Below are 21,057 nucleotides of genomic sequence, written 5' to 3' on the forward strand. Positions count from 1 at the left end.
TGCAGCCGACGGCGCCACGCATGGCGCGCCGGCGGCGAAAGGTGCTGGTCCTGCGTCCGCTGATGCGGGAGCGGGCAAGGCTGCGACGACGGGCAAGGGGCAGGGCGCGGGTGAGGCCGCGCCGCACGGTGCCAGCCCGGCGGCGGATGCGAAAGGGGCCGCTGCCACGCCCGGCGCGTCGGTCAGCATGGCCGGCAAGGGCGAGACGGAAGCGCATGCGGCTGAGGCAGCGGCTGGCGGGGCGGCTTCGACGGCGGGTGGCGCGTCGTCAGCGAGTGCATCGGCTGCGGCATCGGCATCATCGGCGGCGGGGGAGGCTGCGGCTTCCGGGGCGGCGTCGGCCGAGGGGGCGGCCAGTACGCCGCCGGTGGCGACCAAGCAGGTGCGCGTGCTGCCCAAGCTGAAATACAAGAAAGAAAAACCGCCCGAGGAAGCCTCCAGCAATACCGTGCCGCTGGCGATTGGCGCTGTCGGGCTGCTGGCGCTGGCCGGCGCGGGCTTCATCTGGTGGCGCAAGAAGCGGGTCGGCAAGGGACCGCTGAAAATCTGGCAGGGCTTCCGCAAGAAGAAACCGGAAGACGCGGCTGCGGCCGCAGAATCCGCTCCGGCCGCCGCCCCGGCCCCCGCCACCGCCCCGGCGGCGGAGCCAGCCCAAGCGGAGTAGCGGCATTCTGGGATATAGTGGTTGGTAGTGTTTTTTCCTCCATTGAAAGAGTCCCCGATGAGCGTCGCAGCACAATATCAAGCCTTCCAACAACTCGGTCTTAAACTCGACATGTCGCGCGGCAAGCCCGCGCCCGAGCAGCTGGACCTGTCCAACGCGCTGACCGGCGCGCTGACCAGCTACCTCGCCGCCGATGGCACCGACTGCCGCAACTACGGCGGCGGCGTCGGCCTGCCGGAAGCGCGCGCGCTGTTCGGCCAGCTGCTGGACGTGCCGGCCGCGCAGGTGGTGGTCGACAGCAGCTCCAGCCTGGCGCTGATGCATGACGTGATTGTCTACGCGCTGCTGAACGGCGTGCCCGGCCACGCGCCGTGGGTGCAAAATCCGGTGACCTTCCTGTGCCCGGTGCCGGGCTATGACCGCCACTTCTCGATTTGCGAGGTGCGCGGCATCAAGATGATCAACGTGCCGATGAACGCCGAGGGACCGGACATGGATCTGGTCGAGAAACTGGTGGCCGAGGACGCCAGCATCAAGGGGATGTGGATCGTGCCGAAGTACAGCAATCCGGGCGGCGTGGTGTATTCGGAGCGGGTGGTGCAGCGTCTGGCGGCGATGAAAACGGCGGCGCCGGACTTCCGCCTGATGTGGGACGACGCTTACCGCTTCCACCATCTGGGCGAGCGCAAGCTGGCGGTGGCCAATATTCTGGACGCCTGCGTTCAGGCCGGCAACCCGGACCGCGCGATCGTGTTCGCGTCCTCGTCCAAGGTGAGCTGGGCCGGTTCGGGCGTGGCGGCGCTGGCGGCCTCGCCGGCCAATATCGCGTGGTGGACCAAACACGCCGGCTTCCGCAGCATCGGCCCGGACAAGATCAACCAGTTGCGCCACGTCGCGCTGCTGAAGGACGTGGCGACAGTGGAAGCATTGATGGAACAACATCGCCAACTGCTGAAACCGAAGTTTGATGCGGTGCTGGCGCAGTTCCAGCACTATCTGGGCGAGGTGCCGGGTGTGTCATGGACGCTGCCGGAAGGCGGTTATTTCATCGATCTGATCACGCCGGACGGCGCCGCCAAGCGCACCGTGGCGCTGGCCAAGGAAGCCGGCATCACGCTGACGCCGGCCGGCGCGGCCTTCCCGTACGGCGTCGATCCGCGCGACCGTCACCTGCGCATCGCGCCGAGCTTCCCGTCGCTGCAGGAAATCAACCAGGCGGCGCAGGGGATCGCGCTGTCGCTGCGGCTGGCGTTGGAGGGCTGAGAATGAAAAAAGCGCCGCAGTCGCGATGACTGGGGCGCTTTTTCAGCGGGGCGGGCCGGTTTATTGACGGGCCATGCCGGGGATGTTGTTCATCCAGGGATCGGTCAAGTCGCGGATTTCGCGGTCGTTGGCCAGGATTTGCTTCAGCAGGTCGATCTTGCGCAGACGCTGGGCGCCGGCCAGGGCGGGTACGCCGGTGCTGGTGGCGCTGGCCTCGGTAGCACATTGCGCTTCCAGGCTGCTCAGGCGGCTGGTATCTCCGATACGCGCGGCGGCTGCCATTTGATTGGTCAAACCGGCAATATTTTCGTACATCGAGAGGACTTCGGAAGAGGTCATAACCCACCTGGCTAGTTAGCGCGGACTACCGCATGTCTGGATTAACGTCGCCTTGAGCGGGAACTTTAGGGTTTTTTGAAAAAAATTTGAAAAAAGTCGAAAAAAAATCCGCCTGCGGTAAAACAGGCGGATTTTGATGATGAAAAATTAATTAATTGACCAGCTCATCCAGGCCGGCGCTCAGTTCGTCCGGTGGCGGCATGTCGTCGATCAGGGCGTTATCGTCCAGGCCCAGTTCCTCGGCCAGGTCGACCGGGTAGCAGGCGGAGATTTCATCGTCGTTCAGACCGGCCTGGGCCACGCGCGCGCGCCAGGCGGCCAGCGCCACCACGGCGGCCAGACGGTTCAGTTCGCCATTGTGGTGTGGTTCTGGGAAGGCCGAGATGGTTTCCGAGAAGGTGTGTGGGAATTTCCAGCGTTTGGCCAGTTCGGCGCCGACGTCGGCAAAGGTATAGCCCAGCGATGCCTGTTCGGCGTCCAGGCGGCGCGGGTCCATCGGACCGGCCACCTTGTCCAGCGCCATCGCCTGTTCCGGCGCGGCCGAGTGCAACACCAGTTGGCCGATCGCGTGCATCATGCCGATGGTGAAGGCGAGGTCGGTGTTTTCCTTGGTTTTCTTGGCGATCCACTTGGCGCAGACGGCGGTGTGCAGGCTGTATTTCCAGAACTGCTTGAGATCCAGGCCGGGCACGGTCTTGAAGCCGCTGACCAGGCCGGAGCTGATGACCAGCGTGCGGACCGTGACAAAGCCAAGCATCAGCACGGCGTCTTCGACGGTGCCGATGCTGCGCGAGACGTGGTAGTAGGCCGAGTTGGCCAGGCGCAGCAGCTTGGCGCTCAGCACAGGATCCGTCGACAATTTTTTCGCGATCTCTTCGGTCGAGACGCTGGCCTTGTCGAAACTGCTGATCAGCTCTTCCACGACTTTAGGCGCGGTAGGCAACGCAGTTGGATTCTGGAACAGGGCATCAAGTTTCATGTTTATCTCCTCGGTAATAGGCGCGTTGCTATAGGCTAACTATATAGGGAATCTTCTCATACCAGAAGAGGTTTGGGAGTCTTTCGTCGCTTTTCAGTAATCGTCGTCCATCAGGTCGTGTTCGCGGCGATTTTTTGGCAGGCGGCGCTCGGTGATGGTGGTGGATTGGTGATCGACGTGTTTGATCAGCAGCATGGCGGCATTCAGCGTGGTGTTCATCGCCTTGGCGGCTTCCGAAATGGCTTCCGCCGGCGACAGCGGCTGATGATCCAGGCGCTTGCTGAGTTGTGCGCGCAGCCGGGCGGCGTTGGCCCAGTTGCGTTCCCCGGGCAGCAGCACCCAGAGGTCGCGCCACGCGTTGCGGCCATCGCCGGCGACGCTGTTGACCATCTACGTGTGAGGAAGAGGTAGCTTTCAAGATGTGCGCGTGGCCGGTGGTATGAAATCGATGCGTGCGGGGATCATGCTATTTCTCCTATCTATTTTGATCTAATTTCTGCTGGCTGCTACTCCTTAGACTGTCGTGCAGTGTGCTAGTTCAAATTTATTAGTATTAGTACGAAATAGGCATCCAAAATAGTAAGGTCTCCCGACGCAGTGAGAAAATAGCGGGGGTACCTGTATTCTCATGGCAAAAAATGGACAAGATTCAAGACATTACGCAGACCACGCTACGGCATTATGAGCGGACCGCCGAACAGTTTTTCGCCGGGACGATCGACCACGATGTGCGTCAAAACATCGCCGCCTTGCTGGATGCGATCGAGGCGCCGGCGCCGTGGCGGCTGCTGGATCTGGGCTGCGGGCCGGGGCGCGATCTGAAGACTTTCAAGGCGATGGGTCACGAGGCGGTTGGCGTTGACGGTGCGGCGCGCTTTGTCGAGATGGCGCGCGCTTACAGCGGCTGTGAGGTCTGGCAGCAGGATTTTGTGCAGCTGGACCTGCCGCCGCAATCGTTCGACGGCATCTATGCGAATGCCTCGCTATTCCACGTCCCCAGCGCCGCGCTGCCCAAGGTGCTGCGCGACTTGCATGCTGCGCTGAAAACCGGCGGGGTGCTGTTCAGCTCCAATCCGCGCGGTCACAACCAGGAAGGCTGGAATGGTCCGCGCTATGGCAGCTACTACGATTACGAAAGCTGGGAGCGTTATTTGCTTGCGGCTGGTTTCAGTGCGGTGCGGCATTACTATCGGCCCGACGGCCTGCCACGCGAGCAGCAGCCGTGGCTGGCCAGTGTGTGGCGTTGCGTTCGCGAGCGCACGGAAGCCTGACGATCAGCGGCCTATAGTAGATCCATGCACACAGCGCTGGGCTGTGTGTCCTTTAGCTACCAAGGAGTTCATCATGAACAAGGATCAAGTCAAAGGCAAAGCCAAAGAAATCGGCGGCAAAATTCAGGAAGAGGCCGGCAAGCTGGTCGGCAGCTCGGAGCAGCAAGCAAAGGGTCTGAACAAACAGGCTGAAGGCAAAATCCAGAAAGGCTATGGCGATGCCAAAGAAGCCGTGGAAGATGTGGCCAAAGGCAACCGTAACTAACGGTTTGCCCGCCACGTAAAAAAACAGCCGCTTTTCAGCGGCTGTTTGTGTTTCAGTTCGATTCCGGCTTCAGATTTTTCTTGAAGAAGTCCGCGATGTTGCCGTACACATGGCGCTGCGGCGCGCGGCCGCTGATGCCGTGCTTGGCGCCCGGATAGGTCATCAGTTCGAAGTGCACATTGCGCTTGACCAGCGCATCGATCATGCGCGTGGTGTTGGTGAACAGCACGTTGTCGTCGGCCATGCCGTGCATCAGCAGCAGCGGCGAGGTCAGCCCATCCAGATGCGAGTACACGCCGCTGTATTCATAGCCAGCCGCGTTTTCTTTTGGCGTGCCCATGAACTGCTCGGTGTAGTGGGTGTCATACAGCGACCAGTCGGTCACCGGCGCCACCGACACGCCCATCGCGATCTTGTCCGACGCTTCGGCCAGCAGGCGCAGCGTCATGAAGCCGCCATAGCTCCAGCCGAACACGCCGATGCGCTTGGCATCGACATAGCTTTGCTGACCCAGCCATTCAACGCCGGTCAGCTGATCCTGCACTTCGACCCGGCCCAGCTGATGGTAGTTGGCATCGGTGAAGGCGCGCTCGCGGCGGCCCGAACCACGGTTGTCCAGACGCCAGACGATGAAGCCTTGCTGCGCCATGTACTGGTCAAAGAAGTTGCCCCACTTGCGCTGCACATGCTGCGAATGCGGGCCGCCGTAGGTGAACAGGAACACCGGATATTTCTTGGCCGGATTGAAGTTGGCTGGCTTGATCATCGAGTAGTACAGCGTCTGGCCATCCTTGGCTTTCAGCGTGCCGTATTCGGTTTTCAGGTGCGCGTCCAGATACTTGCCGTATGGGTGGCTGGCGTTCAGTTCGTTGTGCTCCAGCCATTCGATCATGGCGCCGTCCGGACGGCGGATGCTGATCTGCGGCGGCGTGCTCGGATTCGAATAGGTGTCGACAAACACCTCGCCGTTGCGGGCGAAGGTGGCGTCGTGCCAGCCGTCGCCCTGGGTTACGCGTTGTGGCTTGTCGGCCGTGCTGCCGTCCAGCTTGAGCGCGTAGGTTTGCTTGTCGATGATGGCGTCGCGGTTGGACGAGACGAACACGCGGCCATTCTTTTCATCCACCGCCAGCAGCGCTTCGATGCCCCAGTCGCCCTTGCTGATCGCGTGCTTCAGCTTGCCGTTCATGTCGTACAGGTACAGATGCTTGTAGCCGCTGCGCTCGGACGACCAGATGAAGCCCTTGTTGTCGGCCAGGAAGCGCAGGTCGTCAAAGATGCTGACCCAGGTCGGCGAGGTTTCGGTGACCAGCACTTTTTGCGCCAGCGTGGCGGCGTCGACCGACACCAGTTCCAGCTTCTTCTGGTCGCGGCTCTGGCGCTGGAACAGCAGCGTTTTGCTGTTGCCGGCCCAGTCGGCGCGCACCAGGTAGATGTCCTTGTTGGCGCCGAGGTCGACGTCGCGGATGGCGCCGGTTTCGGGCGAGACGATTTTCAGCTCGACCAGCACGTTCGGATCACCGGCGGCCGGGTAGCGCTGCTCGACCACCTCGGTGCGGTCGGCGAAGATTTCAAAGCGACGCACCACCGGCACCGGGGTTTCGTCGTAGCGCTTGTAGGCGATGGCGGAATCATCCGGCGCCCAGTAGTAGCCGGTGGTCTGGCCCATTTCTTCCTGTGCCACGAACTCGGCTTCGCCGTTGTGGATGTTGGCCTTGCCATCGGTGGTCAGCTGCTTTTCCTTGCCGGTGCTGAGGTCGATGACATACAGGTTCTGGTCGCGCACGAACGATACATAGCGGCCCTGCGGCGAGATTTTCGGATCGAACACATTGCCGGAAGCGACCATGCGCGCCGCGTCCGGTTTGCTGACATCGATCAGGTACAAATTGCCGGCGATCGGCACCAGCAGGCGCTTGCCGTCCGGCGACCAGCTGTAGCTCAGGATGCCCTTGAAGGCGGCAATCCGCTCGCGCTCGCGGCGCGCTTTTTCCGCGTCAGACAGATTTTCTTCCGGCACCAGGATTTTCGAGTCGACCAGGCGGTGTGTGCTCTTGTCCTTCAGGTTGTATTCCCACAGGTCGAGCTGGAACTGGTTGTCGTCGCGGCCGCGCAGGAAGGTGACGCGGGCGCCGTCCGGCGACACTTTCAGGTTGCGCACGCCGGGACCGCTGAGCGACGGATCGCTGTGGATGCGGTCCAGCGTCAATTGGTCGGCCGATGCGGTAACCGTGGCGGTGGCGCCGGCCAGCAGCGCGAGGAAGCAGAGTATGAAGCGCATGGGGTCTCTCTAATAGGCAGAATCCGAGACGATACCAGACGTACACGGCCGTGGCGAGACGGCAAGATTGGGAATCCGTGGCGGAAAACCGCTTTTTCTTCGGCCGCCGCCTCAGCCTTCGCGCACGCGCGCCAGCGCCAGCCGGTGCAAGGCCCAGCTCAGCAGCACCGCCGCCACCGTCAGGCCGATGGTCAGGCCGATCCAGAAACCGGCCGCCGCCATGTCGTGACCCAGCCCCAGCCAGCAGCCCAGCGGCAGCGCGAAACCCCAGAACGCCAGCAGCTGGATTTGCATCGGCGGCCGCGTCACCTTGTAGCCGCGTATCGCGCTGGAAGTGGCGACCTGGGTCGCGTCCGACAGCTGGAACAGCGCCGCGTACAGCAGCAGATAGGCGCACAGCGCCTGCACCGCCAGGTCCGAGGTGTAGGCGGCCGCGATCTGGTGGCGGAACAACACCATCAGCAGCGCCGACAGCACACCGAACGCCAGCGCCATGCCGACCCCCACCCAGGCCACAAAGCGCGCCCGCACCGGCTGGCCTTCGCCCATGGCCTGGCCGACACGGGTGATCAGCGCGATGCCAAAGCTGAGCGGCACCATGAAGGTCAAGGAACTGAAATTGAGCGCGATCTGGTGCGCCGACACTTGCACCACGCCATAGCGCGCCACCAGCAGGCTGACCGCGCCAAACGCGCTGACCTCGGCAAAATAGGTGACGCCGATCGGCAGGCCCAGCCGCAGCGTGCTGCGGATTTCTGGCCAGTGTGGCCATTCCCAGTGCGAGAACGGATAGCTGGCGCGGTAGGCCGGCGCCCAGCGCATCCACAGCAGCATCGCGGCCAGCATCAGCCACATGCACAGTCCAGTGGCGACCGCGCAGCCGACCCCGCCCAGCGCCGGCAAGCCCCAATGGCCGAACACCAGCAGCCAGTTGACGAACACATTGAACAGCAGGCCCAGCAGCGCGATCAACATCACCGGCTTGGTTTGGTTGATCGAGGTGCTGTAGCCGTACAGCGCGCGGTAGGCCGCAAACGGCGGCAGGCCGATGCTGATGATGTGGACGAACAGCGTGGCCTGGTGCTGCACATGCGGCGTCAGGTACAGATGGTCGAACACCAGCGTCGCCAGATTGGCCAGCAGCGCCGCCGCCACGCCGACGCCGAGGCCGGTCCACAGCGCTTGCCGCACCGTGTGCGGCAGCTTGTCGAGCGCGCCGGCGCCGACATCGTGGGCGACGATGCTGTTGACCGCCATCATCACGCCGGTCACCGTCACCATGATGATGCCCCACACCGAGGCGCCCAGCGACACCGCCGCCAGCTCGTCGGCGCTGCTGTGGCCGGTCATGGCGACGTCGGCCACGCCCATGCCGACATTGGCCAGCTGGCCGATCAGCACCGGCCAGGCCAACTGCCACATGGCGGCCATCTCACGGCGGATATTCGGGACGGTAAAAGTATGTGGCATAGGCGGGCGGGGCGTTACAGAAACAGACAATTTTACTGTGTTACTAACGATTTGGCTGCGTTATCATGCCGGTTCAGCCCGTTTTCGGAGATGCTCGATGCACAAACTCATAGCCGCCGCCTTGTTGGGTGCCGTCTGCTGCGGCGCCGCCTCGGCCGGCGAGATCACGCTGTACACGCGCGCACACTTCGGCGGCCCGGCGATCAAGCTGCACGAGGCCACGCCCGATCTCGATCCTGCCGGCTTCAACGACACCACCTCCAGCGTGGTGGTGAACAAGGGGCAGTGGGAAGTGTGCGCGGAAAAGCATTACAAAGGCCGCTGCATGATCCTCAAGGAAGGGCAGTACGCCGAGTTGAAGGGCTTCGACAACATGATCTCTTCGGCGCGCGAAATCGGCGCCGACAGCCGCGAGCAGCGCGCCGAGCGTAAATAGACGCCACGCGCCAGCGCTGCCGCCTTACAATTGCTTGCAATTTGGCTACATTTTTCTGTCAGCGGCGGCGTCGCCGGGCGCGTTGCTGACCTGTCCACCCACTACCTCTGATCTCATCATGAACCGCTTTTTCTCCCGCCTGATTTCCTCCACCGTGCTGCTGGGCAGCGTTTCGCTGGCGGCCGCCGCCGCCCACGCCGGCGAAGTCACGCTGTACGCCGACGACAATTTCGCCGGCCGCTCGGTCACGCTGCGCGGCGCCACCCCGGACTTGGTGCAATTCGGCTTCAACGACCGCACCTCAAGCGTGATCGTCCGCTCCGGCACCTGGGAACTGTGCCAGCACGCCGGCTTCCAGGGCCATTGCATCACGCTGCAGCGCGGCGAGTACCGCCAGCTGCAGGGTTTCAACGACCAGGTGTCGTCGGTGCGCGAAGTGGGCGGCCGTGACGACCGCTATGATCGCGATGACCACCGCGACGACCGCCGTTATGACCGCGACGACCGTGGCGACCGCGATGACCACCGTGGCGATCGCGGCGACCGTGGCGGCTATGGCCGGCCGGAACCGATCGTGCTGTTCGCCCGCGCCGGCTTCGACGGCCGCCGCGTCGAACTGCAGGGCAATGTGCGCACGCTGGACGACCTCGACTTCAACGACAAAGCCGGCTCCGTCATCGTCAACGAAGGCAGCTGGGAGCTGTGCGAACACGCCGACTTCCGCGGCAAATGCATCGTGCTCAATCCGGGCCGCTACGAGTTCCTCAACGACATGAACAACCGCATCTCGTCGGTGCGCCGGGTCCGCTAAACGATAGAGGTCGCCCGCGAGCAGGGCGAGGGTATTTGCGCTAGACTGGCAGCGACCTAATATCGGAGCAGGCAACGTGGAATACAAGGATTACTACCAGACCTTGGGCGTGGCCAAAACGGCCAGCGAGGATGAGATCAAAAAGGCGTACCGCAAGCTGGTGCGCAAATACCATCCGGACGTCAGCAAGGAAGCCGACGCGCAGCTGAAAACCCAGGACATCAACGAAGCCTACGGCGTGCTGGGCGACCCCGAAAAACGCGCCGCCTACGACGAGCTGGGGCGCGGCCACCAGTACCGGGCAGGCCAGCAATTCCGGCCACCGCCGGACTGGGGGCGTGGCTTTGGCGGCGGCGGCGCGGGTGGCCCTGGTGGCCCAGGTGGCGGCATGGGTGGCGGTTTTGGCGGCGCCGACAGCGACTTCTTTGCCGACCTGTTCGCCAACTTCGGCGGCCGCCGCCGGCAGGCGGCGCCGCAGCGTGGCGAGGACAGCCACGCCAGCATCACCATCGATCTCAGCGACAGCTACCTTGGCGCCACCCGCACCATCAGCCTGATGGTGGCCGAGCGCGATGCCCAGGACCGCATCGTCACGCGCGAGCGCAATCTCAGCGTCAACATCCCGCAAGGCGTGACCGCCGGCCAGCAGCTGCGCTTGTCGGGCCAGGGCCAGCCGGGCGCGGCCGGGCCGGGCGATCTGTATCTGGAAATCCAATTCCGGCCGCATGCGCGCTACCGCATCGACGGCCGCGATGTCTACGAAACGGTGCCGGTGGCGCCGTGGGAACTGGCGCTGGGCGGCGACATCGAAGTGCAAACGCCGTCGGGCAAGGTCAATGTGACGGTGCCGGCCGGATCGCAAAGCGGGCGCAAGCTGCGCCTGCGCGGACGCGGCATTCCCGGCAAGGAAGCGGGCGACCTGTATCTGCTGCTGGAGGTGGTGTTGCCGCCGGCCAGCAGCGACAAGGCGCGCGAACTGTATCAAACCATGGCGCGCGAGCTGGCTTTCAATCCGCGCGCGGGAGGATGAGCATGGGACAAGCACTAACCGCGATCGTGGTGGACGACGCCGCGCTGACGCTGGAAGAACTGGCGCAAGCCTGCGCCGTTGAGCATGACTGGGTGGTGGCGCGGGTGCGCACCGGCATTTTGCTGGACGACGCGCCCGACGACAGCGGCGGCTGGCGCTTCACCAGCGCCGACCTGGTGCGCGCGCGCCGGCTGTGCCAGATCGAGCGCGACTTCGACGCCAATGACGACGTGGCGGCGCTGGTGGTCGACCTGTCGGAAGAAATCCGCCGCCTGCGCGGCAAGCTCAGCGCGGCCGGAGTGAAATAGCCGCCGCCACTGCGACTTCCGATGCGGCCTTGGCCGGCCGCCGTCCGTCCAGCGCGTGATAAGCGTGGGCCGGTAGCGGCGCGCCGCCGGTGCGCGCATCGTCTGGCGCCGCCTCCGGCTGCTCCAGCTCCATGAACTGCTGCATCAGCCAGCGCGTGGCCGGGCCCGGCTCGTCATCGCCGCGCCGGATCACATACAGCGGGAAGCTGAACGAGCTACCCTCGGCAATCTGCAGCTGCACCAGCCGGCCCGCGTCCAGATCCCACTGCACAAACTCGACCGGCATATTGCCCCAGCCGATGCCATTGCGCAGCAGCGCGTGCTTGGACGACAGATCGCCCAGCCGCCAGTCGCGCAGCGCCAGCACGCCAAAATCCTGGCCGGCGGTCAGCGTGCTGCGGTCGGTCAGCACCAGCTGTGTGTGCTCGCGCAGGATGGCGCTGGGAATCACACCGTCGATCTGCGCCAGCGGATGTTCGGGCGCCACCACCGGCACCATGGTCACAAAACCGCAGGCCTGGCGTTCGATCACATCCGGCGTGCCCGGCATCCAGCCGCTGATGCCGATGTGGCAGGTCTGATCCACCACCAATTGGGTCACCGCGCCCAGTGCCTCGGTGCGCAAGCGCATCGCCACGGTCGGGAATTCCTTCTGGAAGGCGTGCAGAATCCGCACCAGCTTGCAGGTCGAGAACATCACATCGACCACCAGCGACACCTCGGCCTCCAGCCCGGCCGACAGCGCCTTGGCGCGGGCGCGCATGCCGTCCACCTTGAGCGACACCGCGCGCGCGTCGGCCAGCAGCGCCTTGCCGGCCTCGGTCAGCGTCGGCTTGCGCTTGCTGCGGTCCAGCAGCGCGATATTCAGCTGCTCTTCCAGATTGGCGATGGTGTAACTGATGACCGACTGGGTGCGGTGCAGCGCGCGCGCCGCATGGGCAAAGCCACCGTGGTCGATGACGGCGATAAAGACACGCAACTGGTCGAGCGAGGGCAGGCCGGGATCACGCATGATCGAAATTCTCGATAAATGAAATAGAAATAAACCGCATTTCATCGATATTATAAACGTTCTATGATGCGTCCATACTCCAACCGAAAGGATACGCATCATGGCAAAAGTACTCCACATCGACAGCAGCGTGCGCAGCACCGGCTCCCTGACCCGCCAACTGGGCGGCGAATTCATCGCCAAACTGCAGGCCGCCGATCCCGCCACCACCGTGGTCACGCGCGACCTGGCCAACAGCCCGGTGCCGCACCTGACCGAGCAAATGCTGGGCGCCTACTTCACCCCGGCCGAGCAGCGCAACGCCGAACAAGCCTTCACCATTAAAACCTCGGACACGCTGGTGGACGAACTGCTGGCCGCCGACACCATCGTCATCGGCGCGCCGATGTACAACTTCTCGGTCACCTCCGGCCTGAAAGCCTGGATCGACCACGTGGCGCGCGCCGGCCGCACCTTCAAATACGGCGCCAACGGCCCGGAAGGCCTGGTCACCGGCAAAAAAGTGTACGTGATCGTTGCCACCGGCGGCGCCTACAGCAGCGGCCCGGCCGCCGCGTATGACCACACCACCACCTACCTGCGCTCGGTGCTGGGCTTCCTCGGCATGACCGACGTCACCTTCATCGTGGCTGAAGGCGTGGCCATGGGCGAAGAGGCGGTCAACGCCGCGCTGGCCAAGAGCCGCGCCCAGATCGAAGCGATCGCCGCCTAAGCTTCCCCAGCGTTTAACCTGCGCGGCATCACCGCAGCCCGGCCGCGCAAGGGCTGCGGTATCATGTTGGCTCTTGCCCACGGAGCCATACATGAAACGGAATCTGCATCTGTTGATGATAGACCCGCAAAACGACTTTTGCGACCTGCCGGATAGCTACTGCCCGACCGACCCCGTCAGCCGCCAGCCGTTGCGGCCGACGCTGCCGGTGCCCGGCGCCCACCAGGACATGCTGCGGCTGGCCACCCTGATCAACCGTGGCCGTGCCGGGTTGAGCGCGATCAGCGTCACCCTCGACTCCCACCACCGCTTTGACATCGCCCACCCAGGTTTCTGGCTGGCCGCCGATGGCGCGGCGGTCACCCCCTTCACCGAAATCAGCGCCGCCGACGTGCGCGCGCATAAATTCCAGCCACGCCATCCAGCCGCCTTGCCGCTGGTGCTGAACTATCTGGACCGGCTGGAAGCGGCCGGCCGCTACAAGCTGATGGTATGGCCGGTGCACTGCGAGATTGGCAGCTGGGGCAACAGCGTCCACGCCGACGTGCGCGCCGCCTACAACCAGTGGGAAGACGCCGCGCTGGGCATGGTGGCCAAGCTGGCCAAAGGCTCCAACCCGTGGACCGAACACTATTCCGCAGTACAGGCCGAAGTGCCCGACGCCGACGATCCGGACACCCAGTTCAACTTCAAATTCGTGCGCACGCTGGCCGAGGCCGACCGCATCTACGTGGCCGGCGAGGCCGGCAGCCACTGCGTCAAGGCCACGGTGGAACACATCGCGGATTACTTCGAACAGGAATACGGCGCCGACGCGTTGCGCAAGCTGGTGCTGGTGACCGACTGCATCAGCCCGGTGAACGGCTTTGCCGCCCAGTACCACGACTTCCTGGCCGCGATGAGCGCGCGCGGTGTGCAACTGCTGCCATCGACCGAGGTGCTGGCCGAACTGCTGGACAACGCCAGCCGCCCGGTGGCCGACGCCGTGGAGACCGCATGAAGCCACCGATCGTGCGCAGCCTGCTGGAAACCGATCTGTACAAATTCTCCATGTGGCAGGCGCTGCTGCATGGGCAGCCGGGCGCGCACGCTGAATATGAATTCGTCTGCCGTAACACGCCGGCGTTTCCGCTGACCGAGCTGCTGCCCGAAATCGAACGCGAACTCGATCACCTGTGCTCGATGGGTTTCAGCGATGAGGAACTGAGCTATCTGCGCTCGCTGCGTTACATGAAGAGCGACTTCATCGATTTCCTGACCGTGTTCCGCTTCCAGCGCAAATTCATCGAAGTGCGCGCCGATGGCGACACCTTGGTGATCCACGCCGCCGGCCCGCAGGTGCATGTGATGGGCTTTGAGATTTACGTGCTGTACATCGTCAACGAACTGTACTTCCGCCGCTTCGACCAGGCCGCCGCGTTGGCCGAGGGGCGCGCACGGCTGAGCGCCAAGATCGCCAAATTGAAGGCGTTTGGCACCGAACCGGCGCAGCGCTTTCCGTTTGAACTGTCGGACTTCGGCACCCGGCGCCGCTACTCGGCGGTCTGGCATGACGAAGTGGTGCAGCGGCTGGCGCGCGAAGTGCCCGAGTATTTCAAGGGCACTTCCAACGTCTACCAGGCGATGAAATTCAACCTGATCCCGATCGGCACCATGGCGCATGAATACATGCAATCGTTCCAGGCGTTCGGGGTGCGCTTGCGCGACTTTCAGAAAGCGTCGCTGGAAGCGTGGGTGCAGGAGTACCGGGGCGACCTTGGCATCGCCCTGACCGACGTGGTCGGCATGGATGCCTTCCTGGATGACTTCGACCTGTATTTCGCCAAGCTGTTCGACGGCCTGCGCCACGATTCCGGCGATCCGGTGGCGTGGGGCGAGAAAGCCATCGCCCACTACGCCGCGCTGCGCATCGACCCGGGCACCAAGCGACTGGTGTTTTCGGACGGCCTGAACCTGGACAGCGCGATCGCGCTATACCGCCATTTTGCCGACCGCATCATGACCGGCTTCGGCATCGGCACGCACCTGACCAACGATGTCGGGCTGGCGCCGCTGAACATCGTCATGAAATTGGTGACGTGCAACGGCCAGTCGGTGGCCAAGCTGTCCGACTCGCCGGGCAAGACAGTGTGCAGGGACGAAACTTTCCTGGCCTATCTACGGCAAGTATTCAACCATCCTTTGTGAGCCGGCGGCTCAGGCGTCGCTGGCGCCGTAGCCCCCCATGATGGCGTCGGCCTTGTCGCGGTCGTCGTCGTCATAGACATCGACCGTCAGCATGGCGCCGCTGCGCTGGCGCGCCGCCGCTGCCGCCGCCGGGCCGCCCGGCGTCAACGCATCGAACAGATTGCCGACCGTGCTGGTGGCCACATTCGGCGGCAGCGCGGCGTGCTTGCTCAGCTTGACGCTGGATTGTGGAAAACCGCTGGACAGCAGCGCACTGCGGGCGCTTTCGGCGTCGCTCACCTGCGCGAAGTTGCGATGAATGCTGCGAGACATGATGGCCTCCCTTGCTTAAAAGCCTGCCACCACCGTGGCAAAGTGCTCCACCTTGGGCGGCTGGGCGAAATAGCCGCCGACCAGGCCGCGCCAGTCCTGGAAACCGCTGCTGCCGCGGAAATCGACCGTATGGTTTTCCAGCGTGGCCCAACCGATCACCAGGTGATAGGTATCGGGCACCTCGATGTCGCGGTCGAGACGCATCGACAGACAACCGGTGGCGGCCTTGAAGATCGGCACCGCCTTGGTCACCGCCGCCTGGAAGGCGTCGTGGGCATCGGGCTGGATATACAGTTCGGCGATTTCGTAAATCATAAGCAGTTCCAAGACGATAGTAGATGCTGCTATTGTGCCTCAACTGCGGCCGGCGTGCGCAGAATGAAACGCATGGCCTGGCGCGCCAGTTCCGGCACATCGGCGCCGTTGCCTGGCTTGTACCATTGCACCGTCCAGTTCAGCGCGCCGAAGATCAGCAGACGGTCGAACTGCGACGGCGACTGCCAGTCGCCCGACTGGTGCAGCGCCGCAATCGCACCATCCCACACCGCCTCATAGCGGTCCTTCAGCGCGCTGATGCGCGCGCGCGACGCCTGGTCCAGCGAGCGCCATTCATACAGCAGCACCGCAATGAAATGATGATCGGGCGCCAGCAGCGTGTGCAGATGCGCCTCCACCAGCCGGTGCAGCATCACCTTGGGCGTCAGCGGCTGGGCGGCAATCGATTCCACCTCGGTCAGCGCGTGCCGCATGCCTTGCTCCATGATGGCGGCCAGAATGTCCTGCTTGGTCTTGAAATGGTAGAACCAGCTGCCGGCCTGAATGCCGGTGGCGGCCGCGATATCGCGCACCGTGGTGTTGTCGTAGCCCTTGGTGCGGAACAGCAGCGCCGATTGCTCGATCAGCGCCGCGCGCAGGCCGCCGCTTTCGCCCTTCTGCGGGCGCCCGCGTTTCTTCGGGACAGGGACAGCGGTGATGGCGGCATCATGCATGGCGGAGTCGCGGGCGGAATGTCGATGATGTCATTTTAATACAGGCAGCCGCAGGTATTCAGAAAACGTCAAGCGTGTGCTGCGGCGCAACAACAGGCGCACGTTTGATTTGCGTCAGTTAGCGCTGCATTAGTGCTCCTAAGCTCAGCGCTAGACCCACGGAGACCACCATGCGCGCGCCGGCTCAGCTTGACAGTCCCTATCGTGCTCACGAGGATGAAGTGATGGATACCGCGATCGACACCTTACGCAGCGAAACCAGCGATAGCTTCCGCGAAGTCAACGCGCGGATCGATGTGTTGCGACAAGAAATGCAGCAGCATTTCTTGCTTGTACAGGCGCAGATTGCCGAAGTGCGGCGGGAAGGGCATCAACAGCTGATGTCGCTGCTGGAACAGATCGAAGCGCTGCGCGCGGACACGCAACGCCAATTCATGGCGACACAAGAGCAACTCGCCGCGCTACGCGTGGAAACGCGAGAGCAAATTGCTGCACTACGAGCAGAAACGGGAGCGCAAATTGCCGCGCTGCGAGATGAAACGCGAGAGCAAATTGCCGTACTCCGAGCGGAAGCAGGAGCGCAAATTGGCGCACTCCGAGTGGAAACAGGGGCGCAAATTAGCGCACTCCGAGTGGAAACAGGGGCACAAATTGGCGCACTACGAGTGGAAACGCGAGAGCAGCTCGCTGAGCTGCGGAAGGCAACGCAGCAACAATTTGAAGTCCTGCAGAAGGCCATATTACAAGTCGAGGAGCGGATCAAAGAACAGCATCAGGAAACGCTGGCCACCACCCGCCTGCTGGATGCCCGCATTTTTGAACTACAGCGGGAAACCACCGCGAGGATCGACACCGTCATTGACGAAAGCGCCAAGCGCATGGACCGCAGCGATGCCCAGTTCCGCTGGCTGGCCGGGCTACTCATGGCCAGCCTGCTAGGGATAGCAGGGATGCTGCTCAAGGTCTACTAAGAATTGGTGCCGGTATATTTCCCGACCGCCGGCGCCGGTAGAACCGCCCGCGTGGGGCGCTGATGTGAACATCATAGCCGCCGAATGTGACCGGCGTTTGACGTCATGGCGGCGGCGAGGAAAGTACTGTAGAATGAAAGGTCTGTGGGGACGACCTGGTTTCGACGTGGGTTGCAAAGCAGAGCAGGGCATACCGAGGGCTGGTTACCTCGTAAATACACCCAGAAATCAATAACTGCAAACGATAACTCGTACGCACTGGCAGCCTAAGGGCTGTTAGCTCCTAAACGCTTCTTCCCTGGGGCGGACCGTTAAAAGTCAAGGAGTCATTTACAGGGAATCGCGCTGCAACGGGTCACTTGGAGCAGCGCTAAATTTAAGGTGAATCGCCTGTACGTAACGTGCACATCCGTGCCGTCCGGGTTAAATTAAATGATAGTGCTAAGTATGTAGAACTGTCTGTAGAGTGCTTGCGGACGCGGGTTCGATTCCCGCCGTCTCCACCACAAATTCATCTAGTAGCATCTAACGCCGTCCAAGTGACGGCGTTTTCTTTTGTATTTCCAGACACTTAGCCTCTAACCCCATCTTGCCAAGTCCAACCCCGTCCGGCGATACTGGGGGTATTAACGGGGGTATCCTCGGGAAACGAACAAGGGGGAATTTGATGGCTGGGGTATCGGGTTATCCAAGCTTACGGATAAGGCTGTTAGGGCGTTCGCAACCGCTGCGGAACGTGGCAAGAAGTTGGCAGACGGTGGTGTGTTAAGTCGCATTGAAAATTGACCCACCTTCCCCACGAATTTGCAACGGAATCTGACCCACGTTCATAGCACAATCCTTCCTGTCCTTTCGACAGGAGATCGGAGTGATTGACGTGGATTTATTAGGCATAATTCGACGCTGGCACCTTCGTGACCAGGTTCCCCTTCGAGAGATCGCCAGGCGACTGGGTATCTCCCGCAATACCGTCCGGCGATACTTGCGGTCGGAAATCACCGAGCCCTCCTATACGGAGCGGCGATCATCAAGTCTCTTAGACAAATATTCTGTGCAGCTGTCGGCTTGGCTCAAGGCCGAGGCAGGCACAAGCCCCGAAAGCAACGTCGCAATCTGAAGCAGCTCCACTTAGAACTTAAGGGGCTGGGCTATGAAGGGTCATATGACCGCGCTGCATCTGCCAGGCAGTGGAAGGTGGGTCAATCGGAGTGGGCAATTCTGCGAGCAAACGAACACTCATGCCTTGCTGGTGTCGAAGAACGTCAAGGCGCTAGAGGAGAAATCGATTGAGGACGGCAGCATGCGTAAATGTCCTTCTTGTGCAGAAGTAGTGAAGGCAGAAGCAGTCGTCTGCCGTTTCTGCCAGCGCGAGCTCCCTGCCATCGAAGCACCCGTCAAAACGCAAGCGCAATATGAGGAGGAAATGCTTATCCTGATGGACAAGTACAGTATCTTCTTTGACGGCTTTAATTACTTCTACAAGAAGGAAAAATTCCCGACCTTCGCTGCGGCGCTAGAGCAAGCGAAGGCAGCTTAAACTGGTGCGAATCGGCACGGTCAGTGACGACTCTTGATGTTGTGCGTGTGTACAGTAAAAAACGGTGTTGCAACTTTTTGCTAGCCGGAGAGTTTATCTACGGGCGCCCAGTTGAGGGCATTAATAGCGATAAAATCTGGGGGTAATAGTGGGGGTGTTTAGCGCTTATCGAACTGATGTTGTACTACGTATGTTGTTGTTTTTAAAGGTGCTTGCGGACGCGGGTTCGATTCCCGCCGTCATTCCACCACCGAACAACGCAATACCCTGAATGCCGTCCTCGTGATGGCGTTTTTATTTTGCCCCTTCCTGGATTATCTCAACTGTGAATGTCCCTCATCGCAATTAGGAATTGGATTTATATGTCGTGGCGCAGCATAATTCACCTGTCTCCTCTATCTCCTCCAAGGAAATAGACTTCAGCCCGCCTCTTGAGCGGGCTTTTTTTTGGCAAAACGGACAGCGGGCCGTATTCTTTGTGTTGCTGCCAGGCAAGTCATTGGCAAGGTATTGGTGGCTAGTGGCGGCGATTCGCTTGCCGTCAGATGGGCCTCCTTTGGGATTTCAGAGTAGTTTAACTTGGGCGTTTTTCTTTGGTTTTCCGCTCGGCAAGCTGCTATGCTTGGCGATTGCGCAGAGGTGCGCAACGACTTCATGTAAGGATTCCATGCCTATGACAACTATGTTCAAATTTGCCCGCGTGCTGGCTGTGGCGGGCTTGCTGGCGGGCGGCGCGTCGTTCGCGCATGCTGCTGATACTGCCGCTGCGGCGGCTGATGTTAAAGCCAAATCGGATAACAAGCCCGACCTCGATTTGCCGCCGATGTCCGAGGATAAAACTGTCCGTCAGACGATACAACTGAACGGCAAGCCTTTGCATTACGACGCCACGGTCGGTTCGATCAAGGTGCGCGATGCCAAGGGCAAGGTGATTGGCGAGGTGGTGTACACGGCCTATGTGGTGCCGGGCAGTGCGCCCAATCGGCCGGTGACGTTTGCGTTTAATGGTGGGCCGGGCGCGTCGTCGGTGTATCTGAACATGGGCGCGATTGGCCCGCGCCGGGTGCAGTTTGGCGCGGCGGGCGATGCGCCGTCGGATTCGTCGGAGTTGAAGGATAACCCGCATACCTGGCTGGATATGACCGATCTGGTGTTCATCGATCCGATCGGTACCGGCTTCAGCCGCTCGCTGGAGGAGCCGGCCAAGACCAAGACCGATTTTTACGCGACCGAACCGGACATCAAGTACCTGTCGCGCATTGTGTATGACTGGCTGGTCAAGAATGGTCGTCTGCGCTCGCCGAAATTCCTGATGGGCGAGTCTTACGGCGGCTACCGCGCGCCGCGCATTGCTTATGAGCTGCAAACCCAGCTGGGCATCGGCGTCAAGGGTTTGATTATGGTGTCGCCGTATCTCGATCCGGCCGCGATCGGTGACGATACGGCGCTGTCGCCGCTGCCGTGGATGATTAATCTGCCGTCGATGGCGGCGTCGCATCTGGAAACCCAGCAGCAGCTGACGCCGGCGGCGATGCGCGGCATCGAGGCTTATACCCGTAGCCAGTTCGCCACCGATTTGCTGGCGGGCCGCTCGGACCCGGCTGCGGTGGCGCGACTGGTGGACAAGGTGGCGGGCCTCACCGGTATCGATCCAACCGTTGTCGGTCGTCTGGATGGCCGTCTGGACATCAACACTTTCCTGCGCGAGTTGCATCGTGCCGACAAGAAGATTGGCTCGGTGTATGACTCCAATGTCACGGCTTACGATCCGTTCCCGGCCTCGGCCGAGCGCAAGTCGGGTGATCCGATTCTGAATGCGCTGATTGCGCCGTCAACCAGTGCGATGGTGGATTTTGTCACCCGCGAGGTGGGCTGGAAGTCGGATACTCAGTACAAGGCGCTGTCGTATGAGGTGAACAGCTTGTGGGATCGTGGCGTTACCCAGGATAAGCCGGTGGGCGATTTGCGTCAGGCCATGGCCAACGATCCGAAGATGGGGGTGCTGATTGCACACGGGTATAACGATTTGTCTTGCCCGTACTTCGCTTCGGCGCTGATTCTGGATCAGATGCCGGCGGCGATGGCGGCACCGGCGCGGTTGGCGGTGTATCCGGGTGGCCATATGTTCTATAGCCGTGATGGCTCGGCGCAGTCGTTTAAGCGTGATGCGCAAGCGTTATTCTCTAAGTGAATATCTATCATTGAAAATTGAAATTTGATTTA

General features: G+C 62.1%; 24 protein-coding genes and 1 other RNA gene. 16 read left to right on the forward strand and 9 right to left on the reverse strand.

Features of this window, described 5'->3' with window-relative positions; all coding sequences use genetic code 11:
• Together GJ699_RS34855 and GJ699_RS30950 are read left to right on the forward strand one after the other, a co-directional pair.
• Window positions 1-664: LPXTG cell wall anchor domain-containing protein (locus GJ699_RS34855; protein ID WP_229262382.1), on the forward strand; the 664-nt coding region annotated here is incomplete at its 5' end.
• Window positions 665-721: 57 nt separating this feature from the next.
• Window positions 722-1,927 (forward strand): aspartate aminotransferase type Ic, encoded by a 1,206-nt coding sequence (locus GJ699_RS30950; protein WP_154383280.1) that lies wholly within the window; start codon window positions 722-724, stop codon window positions 1,925-1,927.
• A gap of 60 nt (window positions 1,928-1,987) precedes the next feature.
• Here GJ699_RS30950 and GJ699_RS30955 read toward each other — a convergent pair whose 3' ends face one another.
• From GJ699_RS30955 to GJ699_RS30965, 3 genes are all read right to left on the reverse strand, one after another.
• Window positions 1,988-2,266, reverse strand: a complete 279-nt coding sequence (locus GJ699_RS30955; protein ID WP_154383281.1) for a flagellar protein FliT — start codon at window positions 2,264-2,266, stop codon at window positions 1,988-1,990.
• A gap of 151 nt (window positions 2,267-2,417) precedes the next feature.
• Window positions 2,418-3,245: an HDOD domain-containing protein gene (locus GJ699_RS30960; protein WP_154383282.1), complete on the reverse strand. Its 828-nt coding sequence runs from the start codon at window positions 3,243-3,245 to the stop codon at window positions 2,418-2,420.
• A 93-nt stretch (window positions 3,246-3,338) separates the two neighbouring features.
• Window positions 3,339-3,635, reverse strand: a complete 297-nt coding sequence (locus GJ699_RS30965) for a hypothetical protein (protein ID WP_154383283.1) — start codon at window positions 3,633-3,635, stop codon at window positions 3,339-3,341.
• Between the two features lie 248 nt (window positions 3,636-3,883).
• Between GJ699_RS30965 and GJ699_RS30970 the strand changes: the two genes are divergently transcribed.
• Together GJ699_RS30970 and GJ699_RS30975 are read left to right on the forward strand one after the other, a co-directional pair.
• Complete coding sequence (locus GJ699_RS30970) at window positions 3,884-4,516, forward strand: class I SAM-dependent methyltransferase (RefSeq protein ID WP_154383284.1); 633 nt, start codon at window positions 3,884-3,886, stop codon at window positions 4,514-4,516.
• Between the two features lie 73 nt (window positions 4,517-4,589).
• The gene (locus GJ699_RS30975; protein ID WP_154383285.1) at window positions 4,590-4,781 is read left to right on the forward strand and encodes a CsbD family protein; all 192 of its coding nucleotides are present in this window, start codon (window positions 4,590-4,592) and stop codon (window positions 4,779-4,781) included.
• 52 nt (window positions 4,782-4,833) lie between these two features.
• On the opposite strand, the gene GJ699_RS30980 is transcribed toward GJ699_RS30975, so the two are convergent.
• The gene (locus tag GJ699_RS30980; RefSeq protein ID WP_154383286.1) at window positions 4,834-7,059 is read right to left on the reverse strand and encodes a S9 family peptidase; all 2,226 of its coding nucleotides are present in this window, start codon (window positions 7,057-7,059) and stop codon (window positions 4,834-4,836) included.
• A 111-nt stretch (window positions 7,060-7,170) separates the two neighbouring features.
• Window positions 7,171-8,529 carry an MATE family efflux transporter gene (locus GJ699_RS30985; protein ID WP_154383287.1) on the reverse strand — a complete coding sequence of 453 codons (1,359 nt, stop codon included), beginning with the start codon at window positions 8,527-8,529 and terminating at the stop codon, window positions 7,171-7,173.
• Window positions 8,530-8,626: 97 nt separating this feature from the next.
• Between GJ699_RS30985 and GJ699_RS34290 the strand changes: the two genes are divergently transcribed.
• The 4 genes from GJ699_RS34290 to GJ699_RS31005 all read left to right on the forward strand — a co-directional run bounded on the left by GJ699_RS34290 (window position 8,627) and on the right by GJ699_RS31005 (window position 11,114).
• Window positions 8,627-8,965: a beta/gamma crystallin-related protein gene (locus GJ699_RS34290; RefSeq protein WP_195763688.1), complete on the forward strand. Its 339-nt coding sequence runs from the start codon at window positions 8,627-8,629 to the stop codon at window positions 8,963-8,965.
• Between the two features lie 118 nt (window positions 8,966-9,083).
• The gene (locus GJ699_RS30995) at window positions 9,084-9,776 is read left to right on the forward strand and encodes a beta/gamma-crystallin (RefSeq protein WP_154383289.1); all 693 of its coding nucleotides are present in this window, start codon (window positions 9,084-9,086) and stop codon (window positions 9,774-9,776) included.
• 76 nt (window positions 9,777-9,852) lie between these two features.
• Complete coding sequence (locus GJ699_RS31000; protein ID WP_371867723.1) at window positions 9,853-10,806, forward strand: DnaJ C-terminal domain-containing protein; 954 nt, start codon at window positions 9,853-9,855, stop codon at window positions 10,804-10,806.
• Between the two features lie 2 nt (window positions 10,807-10,808).
• On the forward strand, window positions 10,809-11,114 hold the full coding sequence (locus tag GJ699_RS31005) for a chaperone modulator CbpM (protein WP_154383290.1): 306 nt from the start codon (window positions 10,809-10,811) through the stop codon (window positions 11,112-11,114).
• On the opposite strand, the gene GJ699_RS31010 is transcribed toward GJ699_RS31005, so the two are convergent.
• Window positions 11,092-12,126, reverse strand: coding sequence for a LysR family transcriptional regulator (locus tag GJ699_RS31010; RefSeq protein ID WP_229262383.1), 1,035 nt, complete (start codon window positions 12,124-12,126; stop codon window positions 11,092-11,094). The genes GJ699_RS31005 and GJ699_RS31010 overlap by 23 nt on opposite strands.
• A gap of 100 nt (window positions 12,127-12,226) precedes the next feature.
• Between GJ699_RS31010 and GJ699_RS31015 the strand changes: the two genes are divergently transcribed.
• From GJ699_RS31015 to pncB, 3 genes are all read left to right on the forward strand, one after another.
• Window positions 12,227-12,838: an FMN-dependent NADH-azoreductase gene (locus tag GJ699_RS31015; protein WP_154383291.1), complete on the forward strand. Its 612-nt coding sequence runs from the start codon at window positions 12,227-12,229 to the stop codon at window positions 12,836-12,838.
• Between the two features lie 91 nt (window positions 12,839-12,929).
• Window positions 12,930-13,838 (forward strand): cysteine hydrolase family protein, encoded by a 909-nt coding sequence (locus tag GJ699_RS31020; protein WP_154383292.1) that lies wholly within the window; start codon window positions 12,930-12,932, stop codon window positions 13,836-13,838.
• Complete coding sequence (gene pncB / locus GJ699_RS31025; protein ID WP_154383293.1) at window positions 13,835-15,025, forward strand: nicotinate phosphoribosyltransferase; 1,191 nt, start codon at window positions 13,835-13,837, stop codon at window positions 15,023-15,025. Before GJ699_RS31020 ends, pncB begins: the two co-directional genes overlap by 4 nt.
• A 9-nt stretch (window positions 15,026-15,034) precedes the next feature.
• Here pncB and GJ699_RS31030 read toward each other — a convergent pair whose 3' ends face one another.
• Genes GJ699_RS31030 through GJ699_RS31040 form a run of 3 tightly spaced genes read right to left on the reverse strand, consistent with a single transcriptional unit; the run spans window position 15,035 to window position 16,326 of the window.
• On the reverse strand, window positions 15,035-15,337 hold the full coding sequence (locus tag GJ699_RS31030) for a hypothetical protein (protein WP_154383294.1): 303 nt from the start codon (window positions 15,335-15,337) through the stop codon (window positions 15,035-15,037).
• A 15-nt stretch (window positions 15,338-15,352) separates the two neighbouring features.
• Window positions 15,353-15,652, reverse strand: coding sequence for an antibiotic biosynthesis monooxygenase family protein (locus tag GJ699_RS31035; RefSeq protein ID WP_154383295.1), 300 nt, complete (start codon window positions 15,650-15,652; stop codon window positions 15,353-15,355).
• Between the two features lie 29 nt (window positions 15,653-15,681).
• Window positions 15,682-16,326 carry a TetR/AcrR family transcriptional regulator gene (locus GJ699_RS31040; RefSeq protein ID WP_154383296.1) on the reverse strand — a complete coding sequence of 215 codons (645 nt, stop codon included), beginning with the start codon at window positions 16,324-16,326 and terminating at the stop codon, window positions 15,682-15,684.
• Between the two features lie 224 nt (window positions 16,327-16,550).
• On the opposite strand from GJ699_RS31040, the gene GJ699_RS31045 reads away from it, so the two are divergent.
• The 5 genes from GJ699_RS31045 to GJ699_RS31065 all read left to right on the forward strand — a co-directional run bounded on the left by GJ699_RS31045 (window position 16,551) and on the right by GJ699_RS31065 (window position 21,025).
• Window positions 16,551-17,297, forward strand: coding sequence for a coiled-coil domain-containing protein (locus tag GJ699_RS31045; protein WP_154383297.1), 747 nt, complete (start codon window positions 16,551-16,553; stop codon window positions 17,295-17,297).
• 146 nt (window positions 17,298-17,443) lie between these two features.
• Window positions 17,444-17,803: a transfer-messenger RNA gene (gene ssrA / locus GJ699_RS31050) on the forward strand.
• A gap of 371 nt (window positions 17,804-18,174) precedes the next feature.
• A complete protein-coding gene (locus tag GJ699_RS31055; RefSeq protein ID WP_371867725.1) occupies window positions 18,175-18,414 on the forward strand; it encodes a helix-turn-helix domain-containing protein in 240 nt (79 codons plus the stop codon).
• A gap of 45 nt (window positions 18,415-18,459) precedes the next feature.
• Window positions 18,460-18,834 (forward strand): hypothetical protein, encoded by a 375-nt coding sequence (locus tag GJ699_RS31060; RefSeq protein ID WP_154383298.1) that lies wholly within the window; start codon window positions 18,460-18,462, stop codon window positions 18,832-18,834.
• Between the two features lie 673 nt (window positions 18,835-19,507).
• Complete coding sequence (locus GJ699_RS31065; RefSeq protein WP_229262384.1) at window positions 19,508-21,025, forward strand: S10 family peptidase; 1,518 nt, start codon at window positions 19,508-19,510, stop codon at window positions 21,023-21,025.
• The last annotated feature ends 32 nt before the right edge of the window (window positions 21,026-21,057 follow it).

Source organism: Duganella guangzhouensis (genome assembly GCF_009674535.1).
Lineage (GTDB): Bacteria > Pseudomonadota > Gammaproteobacteria > Burkholderiales > Burkholderiaceae_D > Rugamonas > Rugamonas guangzhouensis.

Bases quoted from the DNA above. Each gene is read 5' to 3' on its own strand.
- GJ699_RS30950 (WP_154383280.1), top strand. From the start codon at position 722: ATGAGCGTCGCAGCACAATATCAAGCCTTCCAACAACTCGGTCTTAAA.
- GJ699_RS30955 (WP_154383281.1), bottom strand. From the start codon at position 2,266: ATGACCTCTTCCGAAGTCCTCTCGATGTACGAAAATATTGCCGGTTTG.
- GJ699_RS30980 (WP_154383286.1), bottom strand. From the start codon at position 7,059: ATGCGCTTCATACTCTGCTTCCTCGCGCTGCTGGCCGGCGCCACCGCC.
- GJ699_RS31015 (WP_154383291.1), top strand. From the start codon at position 12,227: ATGGCAAAAGTACTCCACATCGACAGCAGCGTGCGCAGCACCGGCTCC.
- GJ699_RS31020 (WP_154383292.1), top strand. From the start codon at position 12,930: ATGAAACGGAATCTGCATCTGTTGATGATAGACCCGCAAAACGACTTT.
- GJ699_RS31030 (WP_154383294.1), bottom strand. From the start codon at position 15,337: ATGTCTCGCAGCATTCATCGCAACTTCGCGCAGGTGAGCGACGCCGAA.
- GJ699_RS31005 (WP_154383290.1), top strand. From the start codon at position 10,809: ATGGGACAAGCACTAACCGCGATCGTGGTGGACGACGCCGCGCTGACG.
- GJ699_RS34290 (WP_195763688.1), top strand. From the start codon at position 8,627: ATGCACAAACTCATAGCCGCCGCCTTGTTGGGTGCCGTCTGCTGCGGC.
- GJ699_RS31045 (WP_154383297.1), top strand. From the start codon at position 16,551: ATGGATACCGCGATCGACACCTTACGCAGCGAAACCAGCGATAGCTTC.
- GJ699_RS30970 (WP_154383284.1), top strand. From the start codon at position 3,884: ATGGACAAGATTCAAGACATTACGCAGACCACGCTACGGCATTATGAG.
- GJ699_RS31035 (WP_154383295.1), bottom strand. From the start codon at position 15,652: ATGATTTACGAAATCGCCGAACTGTATATCCAGCCCGATGCCCACGAC.
- pncB (WP_154383293.1), top strand. From the start codon at position 13,835: ATGAAGCCACCGATCGTGCGCAGCCTGCTGGAAACCGATCTGTACAAA.
- GJ699_RS30975 (WP_154383285.1), top strand. From the start codon at position 4,590: ATGAACAAGGATCAAGTCAAAGGCAAAGCCAAAGAAATCGGCGGCAAA.
- GJ699_RS31060 (WP_154383298.1), top strand. From the start codon at position 18,460: ATGACCGCGCTGCATCTGCCAGGCAGTGGAAGGTGGGTCAATCGGAGT.
- GJ699_RS30985 (WP_154383287.1), bottom strand. From the start codon at position 8,529: ATGCCACATACTTTTACCGTCCCGAATATCCGCCGTGAGATGGCCGCC.
- GJ699_RS31010 (WP_229262383.1), bottom strand. From the start codon at position 12,126: ATGCGTGATCCCGGCCTGCCCTCGCTCGACCAGTTGCGTGTCTTTATC.
- GJ699_RS30965 (WP_154383283.1), bottom strand. From the start codon at position 3,635: ATGGTCAACAGCGTCGCCGGCGATGGCCGCAACGCGTGGCGCGACCTC.
- GJ699_RS30960 (WP_154383282.1), bottom strand. From the start codon at position 3,245: ATGAAACTTGATGCCCTGTTCCAGAATCCAACTGCGTTGCCTACCGCG.
- GJ699_RS31065 (WP_229262384.1), top strand. From the start codon at position 19,508: ATGACAACTATGTTCAAATTTGCCCGCGTGCTGGCTGTGGCGGGCTTG.
- GJ699_RS31040 (WP_154383296.1), bottom strand. From the start codon at position 16,326: ATGCATGATGCCGCCATCACCGCTGTCCCTGTCCCGAAGAAACGCGGG.
- GJ699_RS30995 (WP_154383289.1), top strand. From the start codon at position 9,084: ATGAACCGCTTTTTCTCCCGCCTGATTTCCTCCACCGTGCTGCTGGGC.